The sequence below is a fragment of the Streptomyces sp. NPDC056160 genome (genome assembly GCF_042268205.1).
Lineage (GTDB): Bacteria > Actinomycetota > Actinomycetes > Streptomycetales > Streptomycetaceae > Streptomyces.
The window spans coordinates 1-17,979 of record NZ_JBHJUW010000120.1; the positions used below are offsets into that span (position 1 = coordinate 1).

Consider the following 17,979-nt stretch of genomic DNA (forward strand, 5'->3'; position numbering starts at 1 on the left):
CTTCGGAAGCGGGCCGGGCGGGCGCCAGAGGGGCTACTGCGCGGACGCCGTGAGGTCGCCGCGGCGCGGCGCGGCGAAGCCCTCCAGGTCGGCGCGGGTCAGGCCGGTGAGACGGGCCACCTCGGCGATGTCGAGGGCCCCGCAGTCCAGGCCGCGCAGCAGGTAGCCGCTGAGTGCCTTGGCCGTGGCGGGCTCGTCCATGACGTCGCCGCCGGCCCGGTTGGCGTACCGGGCGAGGCGGCCCGCCGCCTGCTCGAAGCCCTCGCGGTAGAAGGCGAACACGGCGGCGTACCGGGTCGGGATGTGACCGGGGTGCATGTCCCAGCCCTGGTAGTAGGCGCGGGCCAGGGCGCGGCGGGTGAGGCCGTAGTGCAGGCGCCAGGCGTCGTGGACCTTCTCGGTGGGCCCGACCGGCAGGACGTTGGTGGAGCCGTCCGAGACGCGTACGCCGGTGCCGGCCGCGGCGACCTGCATGACGGCCTTGGCGTGGTCGGCGGCGGGGTGGTCGCTGGCCTGGTAGGCGGCGGACACACCGAGGCAGGCGCTGTAGTCGAAGGTGCCGTAGTGCAGGCCGGTGGCGCGGCCTTCGGCGGCCTGGATCATCCGGGCGACGGCGGCTGTGCCGTCGGAGGCCAGGATGGACTGGCTGGTCTCGATCTGGATTTCGAAGCCGAGCCGGCCGGCGTCCAGCCCGTGGGCCTTCTCGAAGGCCTCCAGGAGCCGCACCATGGCGGTGACCTGCTCGGGGTACGTCACCTTCGGCAGCGTCAGGACCAGCCCGTCGGGCAGTCCGCCGGCCTGCACCAGACCGCTGAGGAAGACGTCGAGGGTACGGATGCCCCGGTCGCGGACCGGCGCTTCCATGCACTTCATGCGGATGCCCATGTAGGGCGCGGCCGTGCCCTTGGCGTACGCCTCGGCCACCAGCCGGGCCGCGCGGGCGGCCGCCTGGTCCTCCTCGGCGTCGGGACGGGGGCCGTAGCCGTCCTCGAAGTCGATGCGGAGGTCTTCGATCGGTTCGCGTTCCAGCTTGGCGCGGACGCGGGAGTACACCGGCTCGGCGAGTTCGTCGCTCAGGCCGAGGACGGCGGCGAACGACGCGGCGTCCGGGGCGTGTTCGTCGAGGGCGGCGAGCGCCTGGCCACCCCAGGAGCGGAGGGTGTCGGCGGCGAAGGCGTCACCGGGGACGTACACCGTGTGGACGGGCTGGCGGGTCCCCGGATCGCCCGGGTAGCAGCGCTCCAGCTCGGCGTCGACCGGCGCGAGGGAGGCACTGATCTCCTCGCTGACGGCGCCCGCAAGGCTCGTCGCCACCGTCTCCTGCTGGCCCTGACCCATTCCACACCCTCCTGTTTTCCGTTGTACGGAATCAATAATCCGCACTACGAAGTTATCCGTGGAGCTTCCCGCCGGTCAACACCTGTCCGCAGCCTGAGTCATCACCGGAAACCGGACAAGCCGGATAAAACGCGGCCCCCGTGACCGGTGACGGTCACGGGGGCCTGGGCCGATGCGGCCCGGAAGGGCCCGCAGGATCAGCCCTTGCGGGTCTTGATCTCGTCGGTGAGCTGGGGGACGACCTCGAAGAGGTCGCCGACGACGCCGTAGTCGACGAGGTCGAAGATGGGGGCCTCGGGGTCCTTGTTGACCGCGACGATCGTCTTCGACGTCTGCATGCCGGCCCGGTGCTGGATGGCGCCGGAGATGCCGTTGGCGATGTACAGCTGCGGCGAGACGGACTTGCCGGTCTGGCCGACCTGGTTGGTGTGCGGGTACCAGCCCGCGTCGACCGCGGCGCGCGAGGCGCCCACGGCCGCGCCGAGGGAGTCGGCCAGCGCCTCGATGATCGCGAAGTTCTCCGCGCCGTTCACGCCACGGCCGCCGGAGACGACGATCGCGGCCTCGGTCAGCTCGGGGCGGCCCGTCGACTCACGCGGGGTGCGGGCGGTGACCTTCGTCCCGGTGGCCTTCTCGGAGAAGGACACCTCCAGGGCCTCGACCGCGCCGGCGGCCGGGGCGGCCTCCACGGCGGCGCTGTTGGGCTTGACCGTGATGACCGGGGTGCCCTTGGACACGCGGGACTTGGTGGTGTACGAGGCGGCGAACACCGACTGGGTGGCCACCGGACCCTCGGCACCGGCCTCCAGGTCGATGGCGTCGGTGATGACGCCCGAGCCGGTGCGCAGCGCCAGGCGGGCCGCGATCTCCTTGCCCTCCGTGGAGGAGGGGACCAGGACGGCGGCCGGGGAGACCTGCGCGACGGCGGCCTGCAGCGCGTCCACCTTCGGGACCACCAGGTACTCGGCGTACTCGGCGGCCTCGTCGGTCAGGACGCGGGTCGCGCCGTGCTCGGCGAGGGCGGCGGCGGTGTCGGCGGCGCCGGCCCCGAGGGCGACGGCGACCGGCTCGCCGATACGGCGGGCCAGGGTCAGCAGCTCCAGGGTGGGCTTGCGGACGGCACCGTCCACGTGATCGACGTAGACGAGGACTTCAGCCATGGGACTTCTTCTCTCCTGCTTGCGACGTATGAGGAAGGGGACAGCGGAGGCCGGGCTCAGATGAACTTCTGGCCCGCGAGGAACTCGGCGAGCTGCCTGCCGCCCTCGCCCTCGTCCTTGACGATCTTGCCCGCGGTCCGCGCGGGGCGCTCCGCCGCCGACTCCACCACCGTGTACGCGCCCGCCGAGCCGACCTCGTCGGCCTCGATGCCGAGGTCCGACAGGTCCCAGGACTCGACCGGCTTCTTCTTCGCCGCCATGATCCCCTTGAAGGAGGGGTAACGCGCCTCGCCCGACTGGTCGGTCACCGACACCACCGCCGGCAGCGCCGCTTCGAGCTGCTCCGAGGCCGTGTCACCGTCACGGCGGCCCTTCACGGTCCCGTCCTCGACCGAGACCTCGGACAGCAGCGTCACCTGCGGGACGCCCAGGCGCTCGGCCAGCAGCGCCGGCACCACGCCCATCGTGCCGTCGGTGGAGGCCATGCCCGAGATCACCAGGTCGTAGCCGGCCTTCTCCACCGCCTTGGCCAGCACCAGGGAGGTCCCGATGGCGTCGGTTCCGTGCAGGTCGTCGTCCTCGACGTGGACCGCCTTGTCCGCGCCCATCGACAGCGCCTTGCGCAGCGCGTCCTTCGCGTCCTCCGGGCCGACCGTCAGCACGGTGACCTCGGCGTCGTCGGCGTTCTCCGCGATCTGGAGGGCCTGCTCCACGGCATACTCGTCCAGCTCGGAGAGCAGACCGTCCACGTCGTCCCGGTCGACGGTCAGGTCATCGGCGAAGTGCCGGTCGCCAGTGGCGTCGGGCACGTACTTCACAGTGACAACGATCCTCAAGCTCACGCCGGCTCTCCTACTGCATCGTCATTTCTGGGCTGCCTTCTTGCAGGCAGCATAGGCGCCTGAAGCGGCCGATCCCGGTCGGGGCGACCCCGCGCTCCGAGCGAGATATTACTCGTCAGTACACCCAGTTCCTTCCCGCTAAGCAAGCGCTTTGAACTGTGACCTTCGCAACGCAGCGTAACCGGAATTCGACGGTTCCGCAGAGAGGGCGGGGCGGGGGCCGCCGAGGGGGCCGAAGCGGCCCGTGACTCAGTCGCGCAGGGCGTTGAAACGGCCCTCGTGGTAGAGCAGGGGACGCCCGGCGCCCGTGGAGTCGCCGCCGACGGCCTCGGCGACGACGATGCGGTGGTCGCCCGCCGGGACCCGGGCCACGACCCGGCAGACCAGCCACGCGAGCACCCCGTCGAGCAGCGGCACACCCTGCGGGCCGTCGCGCCAGGCGGTGGGCGCCGCGAAGCGGTCGGCGCCGCTGCGGGCGAACGTGGCGGCCAGTTCCTCCTGGTGCTCGCCGAGCAGGTGGATGCCCAGATGCTCGGTCCGCGAGATCGCCGGCCAGCTGGAGGCGCCCGTCCCGACGCCGAAGGAGATCATCGGGGGTTCGGCGCAGACGGAGGTCAGGGACGTGGCGGTGAAGCCGACCGGCCCCCGCGCACCGCGCGCGGTGATCACCGCCACGCCCGCCGCGTGCCGCCGGAAGACGGAGCGCAGCAGCCCGGGAGAGGCGGGCTGGAAGGCGGTGGGGGTGACGAGGTCGGACGGGGCCGTCATGGAGCTGTCCTTCTGCTGGTGGGACGCGCGGGAACCGTGGCTGCTCAACAGCCCGGACAGCGCGCGCTCACGGCGCGGGCGAGAAGTGCCGTCCCCTGGCGTGCCCGCCCGGAGAGCAGGAGTTCCCAAGGCATACGGTCAGGCTGACGATAGGTGGCGGGTGCAGTCAAGTGGGTCCCGGAACATGGGACATGGCTCACGGTCGCGCGGGCGGTCCTCACACGGCCTCGCCCAGCGCCGCGATGACGTCCGCGGTGCGGGGCTGCCCGGTGGCGCGCCGCACGATCCGTCCGTCCGCGTCGAGGACCAGCACGGTCGGGGTCTTCAGGACGCCCAGTGCGCGCACGAGTTCCAGGCGGTCCTCGGCGTCGATCTCGACGTGGGCGACGCCGGGGACCATGCGGGTCACCTCGCCGAGGACCCGGCGGGTCGCCCGGCAGGGTGCGCAGAAGGCGGTGGAGAACTGCACCAGCGTGGCGCGTTCGCCCAGCTCCCGGCCCAACTCGGCCGCGCTCAGCCGTTCGCCCGCGTCCTGTCCGCGCATCCCTGTTCTCCCGTTCCGTCGTGTCGTCGCCGCCGTCGACCGCCGTCGTCCGGCCCCGCACCGCTTCAGCGCGCGCGGGCGCGCCGGGATTCCCGGGCGCCCGCGGGGTACGCGGGCCGACGGAGTGACGTGACGAGGATCTCGCCGGGGACGGGCACGCGGACTGGCTCCCCGGCCGTTCTTGGGGCACGATCTGCGACGTGCCGTAAACCTACGGCAGCGTAACTTCCGCCGGGAGTCCCCCCTTCCCTGGCAGACAGAAGGGTCCGCCCCGCCCATGGCCGAGTTCGTCTACCGTCCCGTCATCGGTTTCGCCCGCACCATGTTCAAGGTGTGGGACCTCAAGATCGACTGCCGGGGGTCGGAGAACATCCCGCGCCAGGGCGGCGCCGTGCTGGTGAGCAATCACATCAGCTATCTGGACTTCATCTTCAACGGCCTGGCGGCCCTGCCGCAGAAGCGCCTGGTGCGTTTCATGGCGAAGGAGTCGGTCTTCCGGCACCGGATCTCGGGTCCGCTGATGCGCGGCATGAAGCACATCCCGGTGGACCGCTCCCAGGGCGAGGCGGCCTACGCGCACGCACTGGACTCGCTGCGCTCCGGAGAGGTGATCGGGGTCTTCCCCGAGGCCACGATCTCGGAGTCCTTCACCCTCAAGGCCTTCAAGTCGGGCGCCGCCCGGCTGGCGCAGGATGCGGGGGTGCCGCTGATCCCGATGGCGGTCTGGGGCACGCAGCGGCTGTGGACCAAGGGGCACCCGCGCAACTTCAGGCGCAGCCACACCCCCGTCACGGTCCGCGTGGGCGAGGCCGTCGACGCACCGCGCGACCAGTACGCGGGTGCCATCACCCGTCGGCTGCGCGAGCGCGTCCAGGAACTGCTGGAGGCCGCCCAGCGTGCCTACCCGGTCCGCCCGAGGAACCCGGAGGACACCTGGTGGATGCCCGCGCACCTGGGCGGCACGGCGCCCACTCCGGAGCAGTTGCGCACGGCCGCCGCGCACTGACCTGACGCGTGATCACTGGCCCCTTGGGTGCCCGGCGCACTAAACTGACGGTCCGCCGATTCACCGGGGGCGTCCGGTGCGCGGCCGCCGTCCGGTCGGTGCGCGCGCGAGGAGACGGGGGATCTCCATGGTTTCACTCGCCGTCATGTTCGGGCTGTTCGGCGCCGTCGCCGCGTGGCTGATCGCCGTGCTCCTGCGCCGCCGCAACGGCGCCACGCAGAACGCGGAAGGTCTCCTCATCGAGCAGGCCGGCCGTATCCAGGCCCAGCGGGACCGGTCCTCCTACAGCGCCCTGTCGATGCACAACACCACGCCGACCATGAGCGACCAGTACCGCCGCCCCTGAGGCTCAGCGCGCGGGCTGCGGCTCCCGTACGGCGATCCGCGCACCCGGGCTGAACTTCTCCAGCAGCTCGGCGAGTTCGCCCGCGGCCCGGACGACGTCGGGCACGGGCATCGGCGCCAGGCTCTCCAGCAGGAAGACGCCCGAGGTGGTCCGTTCGGTGAGGCGGGTGCGCGGACCCTGGCGCCAGTTCCAGCGGCGGCAGGTGACGCCTGCCCCGTCGCGCCACACCACTTCGCCGGCGTCGGGGTGTTCGACGACCTCCTCGCCGCCCGCGACGGTCACGAACTCCTCCTCACCACCGGCGCGCACCAGGCTCATGGCCCCCTGGATCCGGTCGAGGTCCTCACCGCCGACGGGGATCAGGTGGGCGACGCTGATCGCGTTGTAGAGGTCGACGAGGACGTTGACGCGGGGCAGCCCGGCGTCGGACAGGGCGCGCTTGGCCAGCGCCTCGGCCGAGTTGCGCGTCCGCGACGGCTTGGACCCGAACGCCGTGTAGGTCTCGCGCCAGGCGGCCATGTGCGGGTCCTCGTGCGGGGCGCGCCCGTCCAGGCGCCGGGCCAGACGCAGGGCCGCGTCGTCGAGGAGTGCGGCACTGGCCCTGGTGCTGGGGCCGTTGACGAGGTCGTGTGCCTCGACGGCCACGTGGGTGAAGCCGGGCGCCAGCGCGCGCACCTCGTCGGACACGGTGAGTGTGAGCGTCATGGTCTCTCCGTCTGGCACGTCAGAGTTCGGTGGGGAGCGCCTTGGACAGCGCCGTCCGGTCGGGGGCGCCCTTCAGCGCGCTCAGAACCGCCGGATGCGGTTCAGCGTACAGTACCGGGTAGTCCATCTCATTCGACTGCCGGTCCGGCACGAAGGCCAGCCGCTCCCCCGCGAGGGAGAACCGGGCGTCCACCCCCGGCTTGTTGCCGCGCGGGTCCTGCCGGTGCCAGGCGCCGTTGAACCGTACGGCCACCAGGCCGTGCAGCGCGTATCCGTCACCGTCATCCCAGGCCAGCCGCTGGTAGCACAGTGCAGTGGGGATGTCCTCGGCCCGCAGCAGGGCGGCGAGGGCATGGGCCTTGGCATGGCAGATGCCGGTGCGCCGCAGCAGGACGTCGGAGGCCCGCCAGGTGACGCGCGGGTCACCCGAGTCCTGTGAGTGCGGGATGGTGTCGCGCACGAACTCATAGGCGGATCGCGCATAGGCATACGAGTCGGCCACCCCTTCGGCCAGCTGGGCGGCGATCTCGCGAACGACGAGATGCTCGTGGTCGATCGCCTCGTCGGCGGCCAGATAGGCGGACAGGTCAGGGGTGTGCTGGGTCAGCTCCATGGCTGCAGAGCATAGGAATGCGATCACTCGGCAGTCAATGACTTTCCGAATGATCGCATAACTATGCACGCTCGCCGCCCGTTGGAGCTAGGCCCGGGCCATCTCCTCCTTCAGCGCCGCCACGAACGCGTCCACGTCGTCCTCCGTGGTGTCGTACGAGCACATCCAGCGCACGACCCCCTCGGTCTCGTTCCAGAAGTAGAAGCGGAACCGCTTCTGCAGGCGCTCGCTCACCGCGTGCGGCAGCTTGGCGAAGACACCGTTGGCCTGGACCGGGTAGCAGATCTCCACGCCGTGCACGGCCCGCACGCCCTCGGCCAGCCGCTGGGCCATCTCGTTGGCGTGCCGGGCGTTGCGCAGCCACAGGTCCTTGGCGAGCAGCGCCTCCAGCTGCACCGAGACGAAGCGCATCTTGGAGGCGAGCTGCATGCTCATCTTGCGGATGTGCTTCATGTGGCGCACGGCGTCCTGGTTCAGGACGACGACGGCCTCACCGAACATGGCACCGTTCTTCGTCCCGCCCAGGGAGAGGATGTCGACGCCGACCGCGTTGGTGAAGGTCCGCATGGGGACGTCCAGGGAGGCGGCGGCGTTGGCTATCCGGGACCCGTCCAGGTGCACCCTCATGCCGTGGCCGTGGGCGTGCTCGCAGATCGCGCGGATCTCCTCGGGCGTGTAGAGCGTGCCCAGCTCCGTGCTCTGGGTGATCGAGACGACCTGCGGCATCGCGCGGTGCTCGTCCTCCCACCCGAACGCCTGCCGGTCGATCAGCTCGGGGGTGAGCTTGCCGTCCGACGTGGGCACCGTGTGCAGCTTCAGGCCGCCCATGCGCTCGGGCGCGCCGCCCTCGTCGACGTTGATGTGCGCGCTCTCGGCGCAGATCACCGCACCCCAGCGGTCGGTGACGGCCTGCAGCGCGACGACGTTGGCGCCGGTGCCGTTGAACACCGGGAACGCCTCGGCGCTCGCGCCGAAGTGGCTGCGGACGATCCGCTGGAGGTGGTCGGTGTACTCGTCCTCGCCGTAGGAGACCTGGTGACCGCCGTTGGCCAGGGCCAGGGCGGCGAGCACCTCCGGGTGGACGCCGGCGTAGTTGTCGCTGGCGAAGCCGCGCACCTGCGGGTCGTGGTGGCGGTGCGCATCGGTCTTGGCAGGGTTCACGGCTGCTCGGTCAGCCACAGACGCTTTCCGTTCACTTCCTGGGCGGGCTCGCTCCAGACGCCTTCGATGGCCTCGGCCAGGTCCTTGACGTCCGTGAAACCCGCGAACTTCGCGTTGGGTCGGTCGGCGCGCATCGCGTCGTGCACCAACGCCTTCACCACCAGGATCGCAGCCGCCGACGTGGGCCCCTCGGCGCCCTCGGCCTTCCCGGCCTTGCGGAAGTAGTCCGCCATGGCCAGCGTCCAGGCCTCGGCGGCCGCCTTGGCGGCGGAGTACGCGGCGTTGCCGGCCGTGGGCTTGCTGGCGCCCGCGGCGCTGATCAGCACGTACCGGCCGCGGTCGCTGCGCTGGAGCGCCTCGTGGAAGGCCAGGGAGGTGTGCTGCACGGTCTTGACGAGCAGCAGCTCCAGGAAGTCCCAGTCGTCCAGGCTGGTCTTGGTGAACGTCTCGCTGCCCCGCCAGCCGCCGACGAGGTGGACCAGGCCGTCGACGCGTCCGAAGTCCTTCTCGACGTGCGAGGCCCAGTCCCGGGTGGACTGGAGGTCGAGCAGATCGACGGTGTCCCCGGTGACGCTCGCGCCGCCGGACGCGTAGCGGGCCGCGTCCACGGCCTCGGAGAGCCGCTGCGGGTCGTTGTCCGCACCGACGACGGTCGCGCCCGCCTCGGCGAGCCTGAGCAGTGTCGCCCGGCCGGCGGGTCCGCCCGCGCCGGCCACCGCGATCACCGCACCGCTGAGAGCCCCGTTCCCCGCCATGTTCCTCGCCTCCGTAGCAGCTGTGTTCTGGATCCGGTCGCTCACGCGGCGACCTGCTCGGCGCTGTCGGCCGTGATGCCCTTGGTGGAGGCGATCACGTTCTTCAGCTTCTTGGACAGTGCCTCGTAGAACATGCTGAGCGGAAACTCGTCCGGAAGCACGTCATCGACCAGCTTGCGCGGCGGCAGGGTCAGGTCCAGGGCGTCGGGGCCCTTGGCCCACTTGGAGCCGGGGTGCGGGGCGAGGTAGCGGGCGACCAGCTCGTACCCGGCGAACCAGTGCACCAGCTTCGGGCGGTCGATGCCGTCGCGGTAGAGCTTCTCGATCTCGGCGCACAGCTGGTTGGTGACCTGCGGGGCGCGCTCCCAGTCGATGGCGAGCTTGTTGTCCGTCCAGCGCACCACGTCGTTCTTGTGCAGGTAGGCGAAGAGCAGCTGGCCGCCGAGGCCGTCGTAGTTGCGCACGCGCTCGCCGGTGACCGGGAAGCGGAACATCCGGTCGAAGAGCACCGCGTACTGCACGTCACGGGCCTGGGAGACGCCGTCCCGCTCCAGCTTCACGGCCTCCTTGAAGGCGGTGAGGTCGCAGCGCAGCTCCTCCAGGCCGTACATCCAGAACGGCTGGCGCTGCTTGATCATGAACGGGTCGAACGGCAGGTCGCCGTGGCTGTGGGTGCGATCGTGGACCATGTCCCACAGCACGAACGCCTCCTCGCAGCGCCTCTGGTCGTGGACCATGGTTGCGATGTCCTCGGGCAGGCGCAGGCCCAGGAGGTCGACTGCGGCGGCGGTCACCCGGCGGAAGCGGGCGGCCTCGCGGTCGCAGAAGATGCCGCCCCAGGAGAATCGTTCCGGCGCCTCGCGCACGGCGATGGTCTCCGGGAAGAGCACGGCGGAGTTGGTGTCGTAGCCGGCCGTGAAGTCCTCGAAGGTGATGCCGCAGAAGAGCGGGTTGTCGTAGCGGGTGCGCTCCAGCTCGGCCAGCCACTCGGGCCAGACCATGCGCAGCACGACCGCCTCCAGGTTGCGGTCCGGGTTGCCGTTCTGCGTGTACATCGGGAAGACGACCAGGTGCTGGAGTCCGTCCGCGCGGTGGGCGGCGGGCTGGAAGGCCAGCAGCGAGTCGAGGAAGTCCGGGACCTGGAAGCCGCCGTCGGACCAGCGGCGCAGGTCCGCCACGAGCGCCTGGTGGTAGGCGGCGTCGTGCGGCAGCAGCGGGGACAGCTCCGCGACGGCGTCGGCCACTCGGCGCACGGCGGCGTCGGCGTCCTCGCGGGAGGGCGCGCCCTCGGCCGCGAAGTCGATGGAGCCGTCCTTCGACTGCCATGGCCGGATCTGCTCCACGGCATCCTTGAGCACGGGCCACGCCGGGTGCTCAACCACCCTGCTCACCGGAGGAACCTGCCCCTCCGTACCCACCTGCACAAGAATTTCCGTCATGACCCATCCTCCACGGGAGAAGCTCGCGTATGTAGACCGTATACATATGAGCTTTCTTCCAGCAAGGGTGCTCTCAGGAAAATATCCTGCCGCCACGCTTCTTCACCGGTCATTTTCCTGCCTGACACCCGCATGGCGGCCACTCTCCCTAGGCCAATCGGGTGACACGGCCTGCGGGGGCGCCGGGGCGGTTTCCGGCCTCTTCGAGCGCGGGCGGACGGCGGACCGGTCTCTCGGTCAACGCCCGGGGGACTCGCCCACGCAGGAGTGACCACCCCGGCGGCCACGGCCCCACTGCCGCCCGGCCGTCACCCCACTGCCCCGTGTACGCACGGGTTCAACCCGACTGCGGCCCGTTAGGCTGCGGCCCTGCCGCGTGGACGACGAGGTCCCTCGAGGTCCGCGGGCGTGCCGAGCCGCCGTCGACGGAAGCGAGTTGAACCTTGAACTTCCTTACCATCGGTCACCGCGGAGTCATGGGTGTCGAGCCCGAGAACACCCTCCGTTCGTTCGTGGCGGCCCAGCAGGCCGGCCTGGACGCCATCGAACTCGACCTGCACCTGAGCAAGGACGGCGCGCTCGTCGTCATGCACGACGCCGAGGTGGACCGCACGACCGACGGCAGCGGTCCCGTCGCCGACAAGACGCTCGCCGAGCTGCGCACGCTCGACGCGGGCCGAGGTGAGCGGGTCCCCGTCTTCGAGGAGGTCCTGGACGCCGTGCGGACGCCCCTGCACGCCGAGATCAAGGACGTGGCGGCGGCGAAGGCGCTGGCCGAGGTGATGCGCCGCCGCGACCTCGTCGCCCGGGTGGAGGTGCTGTCCTTCCACGACGACGCGCTCACCGAGATCGCCCGCCTGGTCCCCGGCGTCCGTACCGCGCTGGTCGCCGACCACTACGGCACCGAGGTCGTCGAGCGCGCCACCGCGGCCGGCGCGGGCACCCTCGTGCTCGACATCCGCAGGCTCACGCTGGAGATCGTCGAGCACGCGCGCGCGGCGGACCTGCGGATCATCGGCTGGGTGGTGAACACCCTGGACCACCTGCGGCTGGTCCGCGCCCTGGAACTGGACGGTGCCACCACCGACTACCCGGAGATCAGACGCACCGGCCGCTTCACCGCCTGAGCGGCGGCCCCCGGACGCGGCGCCCCTACCCGAGCGGCTTGACCAGCAGCTCGAACTCGAGGTCGTCGCGCTGCGGGACGCCGAAGCGCTCGTCGCCGTACGGGAAGGGGCTCGTCTCCCCCGTACGGCGGTAGCCGCGCCGCTCGTACCAGGCGATCAGGTCCGCGCGCACGGAGATCACCGTCATGTGCATCTCGGTGGCGCCCCACCCCTGGCGGGCCTGTCGCTCCGCCTCCGCGATGATCGCCTTTCCCAGGCCCGCGCCCTGGAGGGCGGGGCTGACCGCGAACATGCCGAAGTAGGCGTGGTCGCCCCGGTGTTCGAGCTGGCAGCAGGCGACCACGCGGCCGTCGAGCTCGACGGTGAGCAGCCTGCTGTCCGGGGACTTGATCACGGCCAGCACGCCCTCGGGGTCGGTGCGCTGCCCGTGCAGGATGTCCGCCTCGGTGGTCCACCCCGCGCGGCTGGCATCGCCGCGGTACGCCGACTCGATCAGCGCCACCAGGGCCTCGGTGTCGGCATCGGTGGCATCGCGGAAGACCGGTGCGGTGGCGGCGGTGTCCATGGAGAAGGCCTCTCGGATCTCGGGCGCGGCGGGCAGCAACGAGGGTAAACCCTGCCGGACACGGCCTAAGCTCCCGCGCATGGTGCACGTACTCAGCAGCCGGACGCTGATCCGGCCCACGGACCCCGAACGTTCCCGCGCCTTCTACGGCGAACGACTGCGGCTGCCCGTCTACCGTGAGTTCGGCACGGGCGTCGAGCGCGGCACCGTCTACTTCCTCGGGGGCGGCTTCCTGGAACTGTCCGGCCGCTCCGAGGCTCCGCACTCCGCCGGCGTCCGGCTGTGGCTCCAGGTCGAGGACCTGGCCGCCGCCCACGCGGAGCTGCGGGGCGCGGGCGTCGATATCGTGCGCCCGCCGGTGCGCGAACCGTGGGGGCTGATCGAGATGTGGATCGCCGATCCGGACGGCATCCCGCTCGTACTCGTCGAGGTCCCCGCGGAGCACCCGCTGCGCCACCGGCCGGGCATCTGACCGTTCCCGGCCGTACGAGTCCCGCTGGCCACCGTCGGTGACCGGGGATAGCGTTCAGGTGGTGGGGGCGAGCCTTCCCGGAGGAGTGCCATGGAGTTCGACAAGCCGGTGATCGGCGGCCCCTGCTGGGCGGAGCTGGGGACCAGCGATCTGGAGGCGGCCAAGCGGTTCTACGGGGAGGTTTTCGGCTGGCACTGCGACGCGCCGGACCCCCGGCCGGAGCTGCGCGGCTACACCGTCGTGCGCCTGGGGGACGCGGCGGTCGCCGGGCTCGGCCCGCTGTACCGGCCCACCCAGCCGGTCGCCTGGAACGTCTCGTTCGCCGTCGCCGACGCCGACGCGGCCACGAACAAGGTGGCGCAGGCGGGCGGGACCGTGATCCGGGGCCCCATGGACATCTTCGACGAGGGCCGCCGGACGGTGGCGCTCGACCCGTCCGGTGCGGCCTTCCAGATCTGGCAGGCCAAGGAGTTCGCCGGCGCCGGGGTGTTCAACCGGCCCGGAGCCCTCGGCTGGGTGGAGCTGGCGACCCGCGACGTCAAGCGGGCCCGGGACTTCTACACCACCGTGTTCGGCTGGAGCGTCAACGCCTCGGAGTGGTACACGCAGTGGGGTATGCACGGCATGGACTTCGGGGGCGTCACCGCTCTGCACGAGCGCTTCCCGGCCGATGTGCCGCCGCACTGGCTGCCCTATTTCGCGGTCGAGGACCTCGACGGGACGGCGGAGGTGGCGGACCGCGCCGGGGCCAGGACCCTCCAGGAGCCCGTCTCCGTCGCGCACGGCCCCCGCATCGCGGTGCTGCGCGACCCGCAGGGCGCGGCCTTCGGCGTCTACCAGCCCGGCGAGGAGGACTGAGGCCGCCGGCCGGGAGCCGGGGCCCCGGCGGACCCGTACGCAGCGACCTCGGCGGACCTCAGAACCGCGCGGCGCCGGGGCGGCCCTCCAGGCGGGTGAGCAGGTCGCCCAGCAGCGCGGCCAGATCGCCGCGCCCGGCGCCGTCCAGACCGGCGAGCACGGTCCTCTCGTAGGCCAGCTGGTCCGGCAGGAGACCGTCGACCAGGTCGCGGCCCGCCTCCGTGAGGCGGAGATGGGCCACGCGGCGGTCACGGGTGTCGCCGCGCCGCTCCACCAGGCCGCGTTCGGTGAGCTGCTTGAGCCGCTTGGTCACGGCGGCTCCCGAGGAGAAGGTCTCGCGGGCCAGCTCGCTCGGGGTCAGTTCGTGCCCGGTCCGCCGCAGCGCGCCGAGCAGATCGAACTCGGGCCGGCTGAGCCCGGCCCGGCGCAGGGGCGCGTCCTCCGCCTGCTGGAGGAGGGCGGAACACCGGTTGATGCGGCCGATGATCTCCATCGGCGCGGTGTCCAGTTCCGGGTGGACCGCCTGCCACTGCCGGACGACACCGGCGACGGTGTCGTCCTGGGCGGCGCCCCGGCCCGCCTCGCGGGGGCCTTCCGCCGCAGGCGCAAAGGCCCCGGCCGGGGACGGCTCCGTGCTGCCGGACGGCCCGGAGAGGTCTGCCCGGCCGGGCCCGTGGGGCATCTCCCCGGGGCCCGCTTCCGTGGGTGCCGGTCGTCCGTTGCTCGCCGTCATGGCCGCGCGTCCTCCGTCGTCCTGCCCGTGCTCGCCGCCGGGGTGTGCAGTCCCAGGCGTCGTACCGTCGCCGCGAGCGTACGGTGTGCGGACTGCTCGGTGAGCACGACCCGCTCCTGCGGCAGGGCACGTTGCCACCACTCGCCGGACGCGGCGTCGACGGTGGCGCGCAGGTCGACCAGCGCGGCGGCCAGGCTCCGGCGGGCGGACTCCAGTGCGGCCGGCTCGGGCCGCGGTTCGGCGAGCAGGCGCGCGGCCCGCTCGCGGGTCCGGTCGACCGCGGCCAGGGCGTGTCCGATGCGGTCCCCCGCCCGGCGGTTGGTGACGGCCACGGCGGCCAGGAAGCCGACCAGCGCGCCGACGACGGTGTCCACGGCCCGCTCGGTCATCAGCTCGCCCGCCGGGTGCCGGCCGGCGAACTCGGTGACGAGCAGCGCCATGGGGGTCACGCAGATGCTGCCGAGCCAGTAGTTGCGACCCATCAGCGCCTCGGCCCCGAAGTTGAGGGCCACGCAGGCGAGGACGAGGGCCACGCCGCTGGTGTGGGCCAGCGGGGTGATCGCGGCGAAGACGAGGACGCCGATCAGGTTGCCGACGACGCGCTGGACGCCACGGCTCCAGGTCAGGGTGACGTTCGCCTGGTAGAGGGAGGCCGCGGTGACCAGGGCCCAGTAGGGGCGCCCGATGCCCAGGGCGAGGGAGGCGTACCCGGCGAGGGCGCAGCCGAGCGCGGTGCGCACGGCGATCGGGGTGAGCGGGCCCAGCCGGCTCCACCAGGAGCGGTGCGGGGCGTCGGCCTCGGCGTCCAGGCCGAGGATCTCCTCGGTGGCCGCCGCCGTCTCGCCCGTGTGCGGGATCGGGCCGCTGCCGCACAGCTCGCGTGCCCAGGTCCGCAGCCGCTGCGGGTCCGCGTCGGCGGGGGCGGCGAGGGCGACCTCGGCGCGGATGACGAGCCGTGCCAGGGCGCGCCGGGAGCGGGACCGGGAGCCGGTCGACGGCAGCGCCTGCCAGGCGGCCTGCACGGCGGCCGCCGCGGCGGCGCGGGCGCGGGCGTGGCCGTCCCCGGTGCCGTCGGTGGCGGCGTACGCGGCGGCGGCGTTCAGCGCCTGCGCGGTGGCCCGGCGTTCGGGGCCGTGCGGGCGCAGCAGGCCGGGTGCCATGCCGACCAGCCATGCCCAGGCCGCCGCCGCGGTGGCCAGCGCCAGGTGGCCCGGTATCTGTCCGAGGGTCTGCGGGGCGAACAGGGAGGCGGAGCTGATGAAGGTGAGGACGACGTTGGCGGGCGGGCCGACCCGGGTCGCGTCGCACAGGGCCTTCTGCGCCGCCGCCATGAGCGCCCCCACGGCGACCAGGACGACGGTGTCGCGGGTGAGCGAGGCGGCGACCAGGGAGAGGGCGAGGCCGCCGAGCATGCCGAGCGCCACCCAGGCCAGGACCCGGGCGCGGGCGGCGTAGGGGCGGTTGTGGGCGTAGAGGGCGCAGAGCGATCCGGCCATCGTGTACATGGCGAGGTCGAGCCTGCCGAGGGCGAGCAGTGCGAGGTTCGGCGGCGCCACGGAGACGACCGAGCTGAGCGCGGGTTTGAACCAGATGTCGGAGGGACGGCCGAGCCGCAGCACGTCGATGAGCGGGAGGCGCCGGACGGGCCGGGGCGTGGGGGTCGGGGTGGGGGTCGCACTGCTCATGGAAACAACCTTAACAGGTGTTTTACTCGTAAAGTAAGTGCCGGTAAAGGGACTCCCGCCGCCCGCGCTCCCGTGCACGCTCCCCCTGTACCTCCTTGCGCTCGTGTGCGCACCGTCTGTGCCGGGCATCGCTTGACCGACCGGAAGGCCGCCGAAACCGCGGTCCGGACCTGAGAGCGGGAGGTGGGCGGGTGCACGGACCGGCTTCGCCCGGCTGGCTGCTCGTCGCGCTGTGCGCGGCGACCGGGGCCTACTGTCTGCTGCGGATGCGCAGCCCTGTCGAGGAGCAGCGCCGCGCGGCGGGCGGGGAGGCGCTGATGGGCTTCGGGATGGCCGCCATGGCCGTGCCCGCCGCGGTCTTCACCCAGCCCGCCTGGGCCTGGCCGCTCTACGCGGGAGTGTTCGGCGCGGCGGCCGTGCGCGCGCTGTGGGGGGCGCGGACCAGCCCCCACCACCTGCACCACCTGGTGGGGGCGTCCGCCATGGTCTACATGTCCGTGTCGATGGCCCTCTCGCCCGGCACCCACCACCACGCGCACGGCGGGTCGGGCGTCCCCCTGGTCACCGGCGTCCTGCTGCTGTACTTCGCCGGGTACGTCCTGCTGACCGGCGCACGGCTGGTACCGGCCCCGGTGGGCAGGCAGGACGCACAGAGCACTCAGGGCACCGTCGCCACGGGCGGCGGCCACCCCGGGTGGGGTGACCGGCCGGAGCTGGCACGGGCCTGCCGGCTGTCGATGGGGATGGCGATGGTGGCGATGCTGCTGACCATGTGAGACGCCGTGCCGCGGGGCCCGGCCGCGCCGTGGTCTGCGTCACTTGCCGCGCGGAGCCGTACCCCTGAGCGGCCGTCCGCTCATAGGGTGCTCGCATGATGGTCCCCGCGGTCCTGTTGCTGCTCGGCGCGCTGACCGCCGTCGTCGCGCCCCGGCTGCTCGCCCGGGCCGACTGGCCGGACCGTGAACCGGTGGTCGCCCTGTGGGCGTGGCAGTGCGTGGTGGCCGCCGTACTGCTGTGCTGCGCGCTGTCGATGACCCTCAGCGCCGCGTCCGCCTGGCAGGAGGTGCGCGGGCACGTGTTCGCCACGGCTCCGCGCGGGGTGGTGGAGGCGTACGCCCTGGGCGCGGCCGGTGCCTGGGCGCCGACGACCGCGGTGGCCCTCGCCTGCGGCGGGGTGTGGAGTGCGGCGATGCTGGTCCGTGAGGTCGTACGAGCACGGGCGCGCCGTCGGCGCCGGCGCGCCGAACTGCTCGTGCGCGCCCCTGTGCTGCCCGGCGAGGACGCGGGTGCGGAGCGGCTGGTCGTCCTGGAGAACGAGCGCCCGGAGGCCTGGTGGCTGCCGGGCGCGGCGCCCCGGCTGGTCGTCACCACCGCCGCACTGCGCCGGCTGAAGGGGCGGCAGCTGGACGCGGTCCTCGCGCACGAGCAGGGTCACGCACGGGCCCGCCACGACTGGCTGCTGCACTGCTCGGCGGCGCTGGCGGACGGTTTCCCGCAGGTGCCGGTGTTCGCCGCGTTCCGCGACGAGATGCACCACCTGGTGGAACTCGCCGCCGACGACATGGCCTCGCGCCGTTTCGGCCGGCTCACCACTGCTCTCGCGCTGGTCGAACTGAACGAGGACCGGGGCGTGTTCGGCCCCTGTCCCACTCCCCAGGCCCATGTGCCGCACCGGGTGCACCGGTTGCTCACCGCGCCCGACCGGCTCACCGCGGCCCGCCGGGTGCGGCTGACGGCCGTGGCCTCGCTCGTGCCGGTGGTCCCGGTGCTGGTGACGCTGGTGCCCGGCCTGCGGGCGCTGGGCTGACGGGCCCCGAGGCCGCGGCCCGCTCCCGCTGATCCGGGCGGTCCACGGCAGGCAC

20 protein-coding genes are annotated in these 17,979 nt (G+C 72.5%); 7 read left to right on the top strand and 13 right to left on the bottom strand.

The genetic code is table 11. The features are described from left to right. Positions 1-33: 33 nt before the first annotated feature. The 5 genes from ACFC02_RS32265 to ACFC02_RS32285 form a co-directional block, all read right to left on the bottom strand. A complete protein-coding gene (locus tag ACFC02_RS32265) occupies positions 34-1,338 on the bottom strand; it encodes a DUF6986 family protein (RefSeq protein WP_376365055.1) in 1,305 nt (434 codons plus the stop codon). Positions 1,339-1,535: 197 nt separating this feature from the next. After that, positions 1,536-2,498, bottom strand: a complete 963-nt coding sequence (locus tag ACFC02_RS32270) for an electron transfer flavoprotein subunit alpha/FixB family protein (RefSeq protein WP_376365057.1) — start codon at positions 2,496-2,498, stop codon at positions 1,536-1,538. Positions 2,499-2,554: 56 nt separating this feature from the next. Beyond that, positions 2,555-3,340, bottom strand: a complete 786-nt coding sequence (locus tag ACFC02_RS32275; protein ID WP_360970494.1) for an electron transfer flavoprotein subunit beta/FixA family protein — start codon at positions 3,338-3,340, stop codon at positions 2,555-2,557. A gap of 249 nt (positions 3,341-3,589) precedes the next feature. Beyond that, positions 3,590-4,108, bottom strand: a complete 519-nt coding sequence (locus ACFC02_RS32280) for a flavin reductase family protein (RefSeq protein WP_376365060.1) — start codon at positions 4,106-4,108, stop codon at positions 3,590-3,592. A 217-nt stretch (positions 4,109-4,325) separates the two neighbouring features. Continuing rightward, on the bottom strand, positions 4,326-4,652 hold the full coding sequence (locus ACFC02_RS32285; RefSeq protein WP_376365062.1) for a TlpA family protein disulfide reductase: 327 nt from the start codon (positions 4,650-4,652) through the stop codon (positions 4,326-4,328). Positions 4,653-4,929: 277 nt separating this feature from the next. Here ACFC02_RS32285 and ACFC02_RS32290 point away from each other — a divergent pair, with 277 nt between their 5' ends. Both ACFC02_RS32290 and ACFC02_RS32295 read left to right on the top strand, forming a co-directional pair. Then, positions 4,930-5,658, top strand: coding sequence for a lysophospholipid acyltransferase family protein (locus ACFC02_RS32290; RefSeq protein WP_376365064.1), 729 nt, complete (start codon positions 4,930-4,932; stop codon positions 5,656-5,658). 127 nt (positions 5,659-5,785) lie between these two features. Continuing rightward, positions 5,786-6,004, top strand: coding sequence for a hypothetical protein (locus ACFC02_RS32295; RefSeq protein ID WP_376365066.1), 219 nt, complete (start codon positions 5,786-5,788; stop codon positions 6,002-6,004). 3 nt (positions 6,005-6,007) lie between these two features. On the opposite strand, the gene ACFC02_RS32300 is transcribed toward ACFC02_RS32295, so the two are convergent. From ACFC02_RS32300 to ACFC02_RS32320, 5 genes are all read right to left on the bottom strand, one after another. Next, positions 6,008-6,709, bottom strand: coding sequence for a B3/4 domain-containing protein (locus tag ACFC02_RS32300; protein WP_376365068.1), 702 nt, complete (start codon positions 6,707-6,709; stop codon positions 6,008-6,010). Positions 6,710-6,728: 19 nt separating this feature from the next. Continuing rightward, positions 6,729-7,322 (bottom strand): transglutaminase domain-containing protein, encoded by a 594-nt coding sequence (locus ACFC02_RS32305; protein WP_376365069.1) that lies wholly within the window; start codon positions 7,320-7,322, stop codon positions 6,729-6,731. An 87-nt stretch (positions 7,323-7,409) separates the two neighbouring features. After that, positions 7,410-8,483 carry a threonine aldolase family protein gene (locus ACFC02_RS32310; RefSeq protein WP_376365071.1) on the bottom strand — a complete coding sequence of 358 codons (1,074 nt, stop codon included), beginning with the start codon at positions 8,481-8,483 and terminating at the stop codon, positions 7,410-7,412. Continuing rightward, positions 8,480-9,238, bottom strand: coding sequence for an SDR family NAD(P)-dependent oxidoreductase (locus tag ACFC02_RS32315; protein ID WP_360970478.1), 759 nt, complete (start codon positions 9,236-9,238; stop codon positions 8,480-8,482). The genes ACFC02_RS32310 and ACFC02_RS32315 overlap by 4 nt, the downstream gene beginning before the upstream one ends. Before the next feature lie 41 nt (positions 9,239-9,279). Next, positions 9,280-10,677, bottom strand: coding sequence for a DUF6421 family protein (locus tag ACFC02_RS32320; protein ID WP_376365073.1), 1,398 nt, complete (start codon positions 10,675-10,677; stop codon positions 9,280-9,282). 443 nt (positions 10,678-11,120) lie between these two features. Between ACFC02_RS32320 and ACFC02_RS32325 the strand changes: the two genes are divergently transcribed. Beyond that, the gene (locus tag ACFC02_RS32325) at positions 11,121-11,804 is read left to right on the top strand and encodes a glycerophosphodiester phosphodiesterase (RefSeq protein ID WP_376365075.1); all 684 of its coding nucleotides are present in this window, start codon (positions 11,121-11,123) and stop codon (positions 11,802-11,804) included. A 25-nt stretch (positions 11,805-11,829) separates the two neighbouring features. Here the strand turns inward: ACFC02_RS32325 and ACFC02_RS32330 are convergent, their stop codons facing one another. Continuing rightward, complete coding sequence (locus tag ACFC02_RS32330) at positions 11,830-12,369, bottom strand: GNAT family N-acetyltransferase (protein ID WP_376365098.1); 540 nt, start codon at positions 12,367-12,369, stop codon at positions 11,830-11,832. A 79-nt stretch (positions 12,370-12,448) separates the two neighbouring features. Here ACFC02_RS32330 and ACFC02_RS32335 point away from each other — a divergent pair, with 79 nt between their 5' ends. Beyond that, the gene (locus tag ACFC02_RS32335; protein WP_376365076.1) at positions 12,449-12,841 is read left to right on the top strand and encodes a VOC family protein; all 393 of its coding nucleotides are present in this window, start codon (positions 12,449-12,451) and stop codon (positions 12,839-12,841) included. Between the two features lie 90 nt (positions 12,842-12,931). Continuing rightward, on the top strand, positions 12,932-13,699 hold the full coding sequence (locus tag ACFC02_RS32340) for a VOC family protein (RefSeq protein ID WP_376365077.1): 768 nt from the start codon (positions 12,932-12,934) through the stop codon (positions 13,697-13,699). 58 nt (positions 13,700-13,757) lie between these two features. On the opposite strand, the gene ACFC02_RS32345 is transcribed toward ACFC02_RS32340, so the two are convergent. Both ACFC02_RS32345 and ACFC02_RS32350 read right to left on the bottom strand, forming a co-directional pair. Next, entirely contained in the window at positions 13,758-14,432 is a 675-nt protein-coding gene (locus ACFC02_RS32345) for a MarR family winged helix-turn-helix transcriptional regulator (protein WP_376365078.1), read from the bottom strand. Continuing rightward, positions 14,429-16,117 carry an FUSC family protein gene (locus tag ACFC02_RS32350; protein WP_376365080.1) on the bottom strand — a complete coding sequence of 563 codons (1,689 nt, stop codon included), beginning with the start codon at positions 16,115-16,117 and terminating at the stop codon, positions 14,429-14,431. Before ACFC02_RS32350 ends, ACFC02_RS32345 begins: the two co-directional genes overlap by 4 nt. Positions 16,118-16,308: 191 nt before the next feature. Here ACFC02_RS32350 and ACFC02_RS32355 point away from each other — a divergent pair, with 191 nt between their 5' ends. Further along, on the top strand, positions 16,309-16,893 hold the full coding sequence (locus ACFC02_RS32355) for a DUF5134 domain-containing protein (protein ID WP_376365082.1): 585 nt from the start codon (positions 16,309-16,311) through the stop codon (positions 16,891-16,893). A gap of 95 nt (positions 16,894-16,988) precedes the next feature. After that, positions 16,989-17,924: a M56 family metallopeptidase gene (locus tag ACFC02_RS32360; RefSeq protein ID WP_376365084.1), complete on the top strand. Its 936-nt coding sequence runs from the start codon at positions 16,989-16,991 to the stop codon at positions 17,922-17,924. Positions 17,925-17,979: the final 55 nt, after the last annotated feature.

What these genes read in the sequence shown, in the direction of transcription:
- ACFC02_RS32265 (WP_376365055.1), bottom strand. Translation starts at nt 1,338, where the DNA reads ATGGGTCAGGGCCAGCAGGAGACGGTGGCGACGAGCCTTGCGGGCGCC.
- ACFC02_RS32270 (WP_376365057.1), bottom strand. Translation starts at nt 2,498, where the DNA reads ATGGCTGAAGTCCTCGTCTACGTCGATCACGTGGACGGTGCCGTCCGC.
- ACFC02_RS32280 (WP_376365060.1), bottom strand. Translation starts at nt 4,108, where the DNA reads ATGACGGCCCCGTCCGACCTCGTCACCCCCACCGCCTTCCAGCCCGCC.
- ACFC02_RS32285 (WP_376365062.1), bottom strand. Translation starts at nt 4,652, where the DNA reads ATGCGCGGACAGGACGCGGGCGAACGGCTGAGCGCGGCCGAGTTGGGC.
- ACFC02_RS32290 (WP_376365064.1), top strand. Translation starts at nt 4,930, where the DNA reads ATGGCCGAGTTCGTCTACCGTCCCGTCATCGGTTTCGCCCGCACCATG.
- ACFC02_RS32295 (WP_376365066.1), top strand. Translation starts at nt 5,786, where the DNA reads ATGGTTTCACTCGCCGTCATGTTCGGGCTGTTCGGCGCCGTCGCCGCG.
- ACFC02_RS32300 (WP_376365068.1), bottom strand. Translation starts at nt 6,709, where the DNA reads ATGACGCTCACACTCACCGTGTCCGACGAGGTGCGCGCGCTGGCGCCC.
- ACFC02_RS32305 (WP_376365069.1), bottom strand. Translation starts at nt 7,322, where the DNA reads ATGGAGCTGACCCAGCACACCCCTGACCTGTCCGCCTATCTGGCCGCC.
- ACFC02_RS32315 (WP_360970478.1), bottom strand. Translation starts at nt 9,238, where the DNA reads ATGGCGGGGAACGGGGCTCTCAGCGGTGCGGTGATCGCGGTGGCCGGC.
- ACFC02_RS32320 (WP_376365073.1), bottom strand. Translation starts at nt 10,677, where the DNA reads ATGACGGAAATTCTTGTGCAGGTGGGTACGGAGGGGCAGGTTCCTCCG.
- ACFC02_RS32330 (WP_376365098.1), bottom strand. Translation starts at nt 12,369, where the DNA reads ATGGACACCGCCGCCACCGCACCGGTCTTCCGCGATGCCACCGATGCC.
- ACFC02_RS32335 (WP_376365076.1), top strand. Translation starts at nt 12,449, where the DNA reads ATGGTGCACGTACTCAGCAGCCGGACGCTGATCCGGCCCACGGACCCC.
- ACFC02_RS32340 (WP_376365077.1), top strand. Translation starts at nt 12,932, where the DNA reads ATGGAGTTCGACAAGCCGGTGATCGGCGGCCCCTGCTGGGCGGAGCTG.
- ACFC02_RS32345 (WP_376365078.1), bottom strand. Translation starts at nt 14,432, where the DNA reads ATGACGGCGAGCAACGGACGACCGGCACCCACGGAAGCGGGCCCCGGG.
- ACFC02_RS32350 (WP_376365080.1), bottom strand. Translation starts at nt 16,117, where the DNA reads ATGAGCAGTGCGACCCCCACCCCGACCCCCACGCCCCGGCCCGTCCGG.
- ACFC02_RS32360 (WP_376365084.1), top strand. Translation starts at nt 16,989, where the DNA reads ATGATGGTCCCCGCGGTCCTGTTGCTGCTCGGCGCGCTGACCGCCGTC.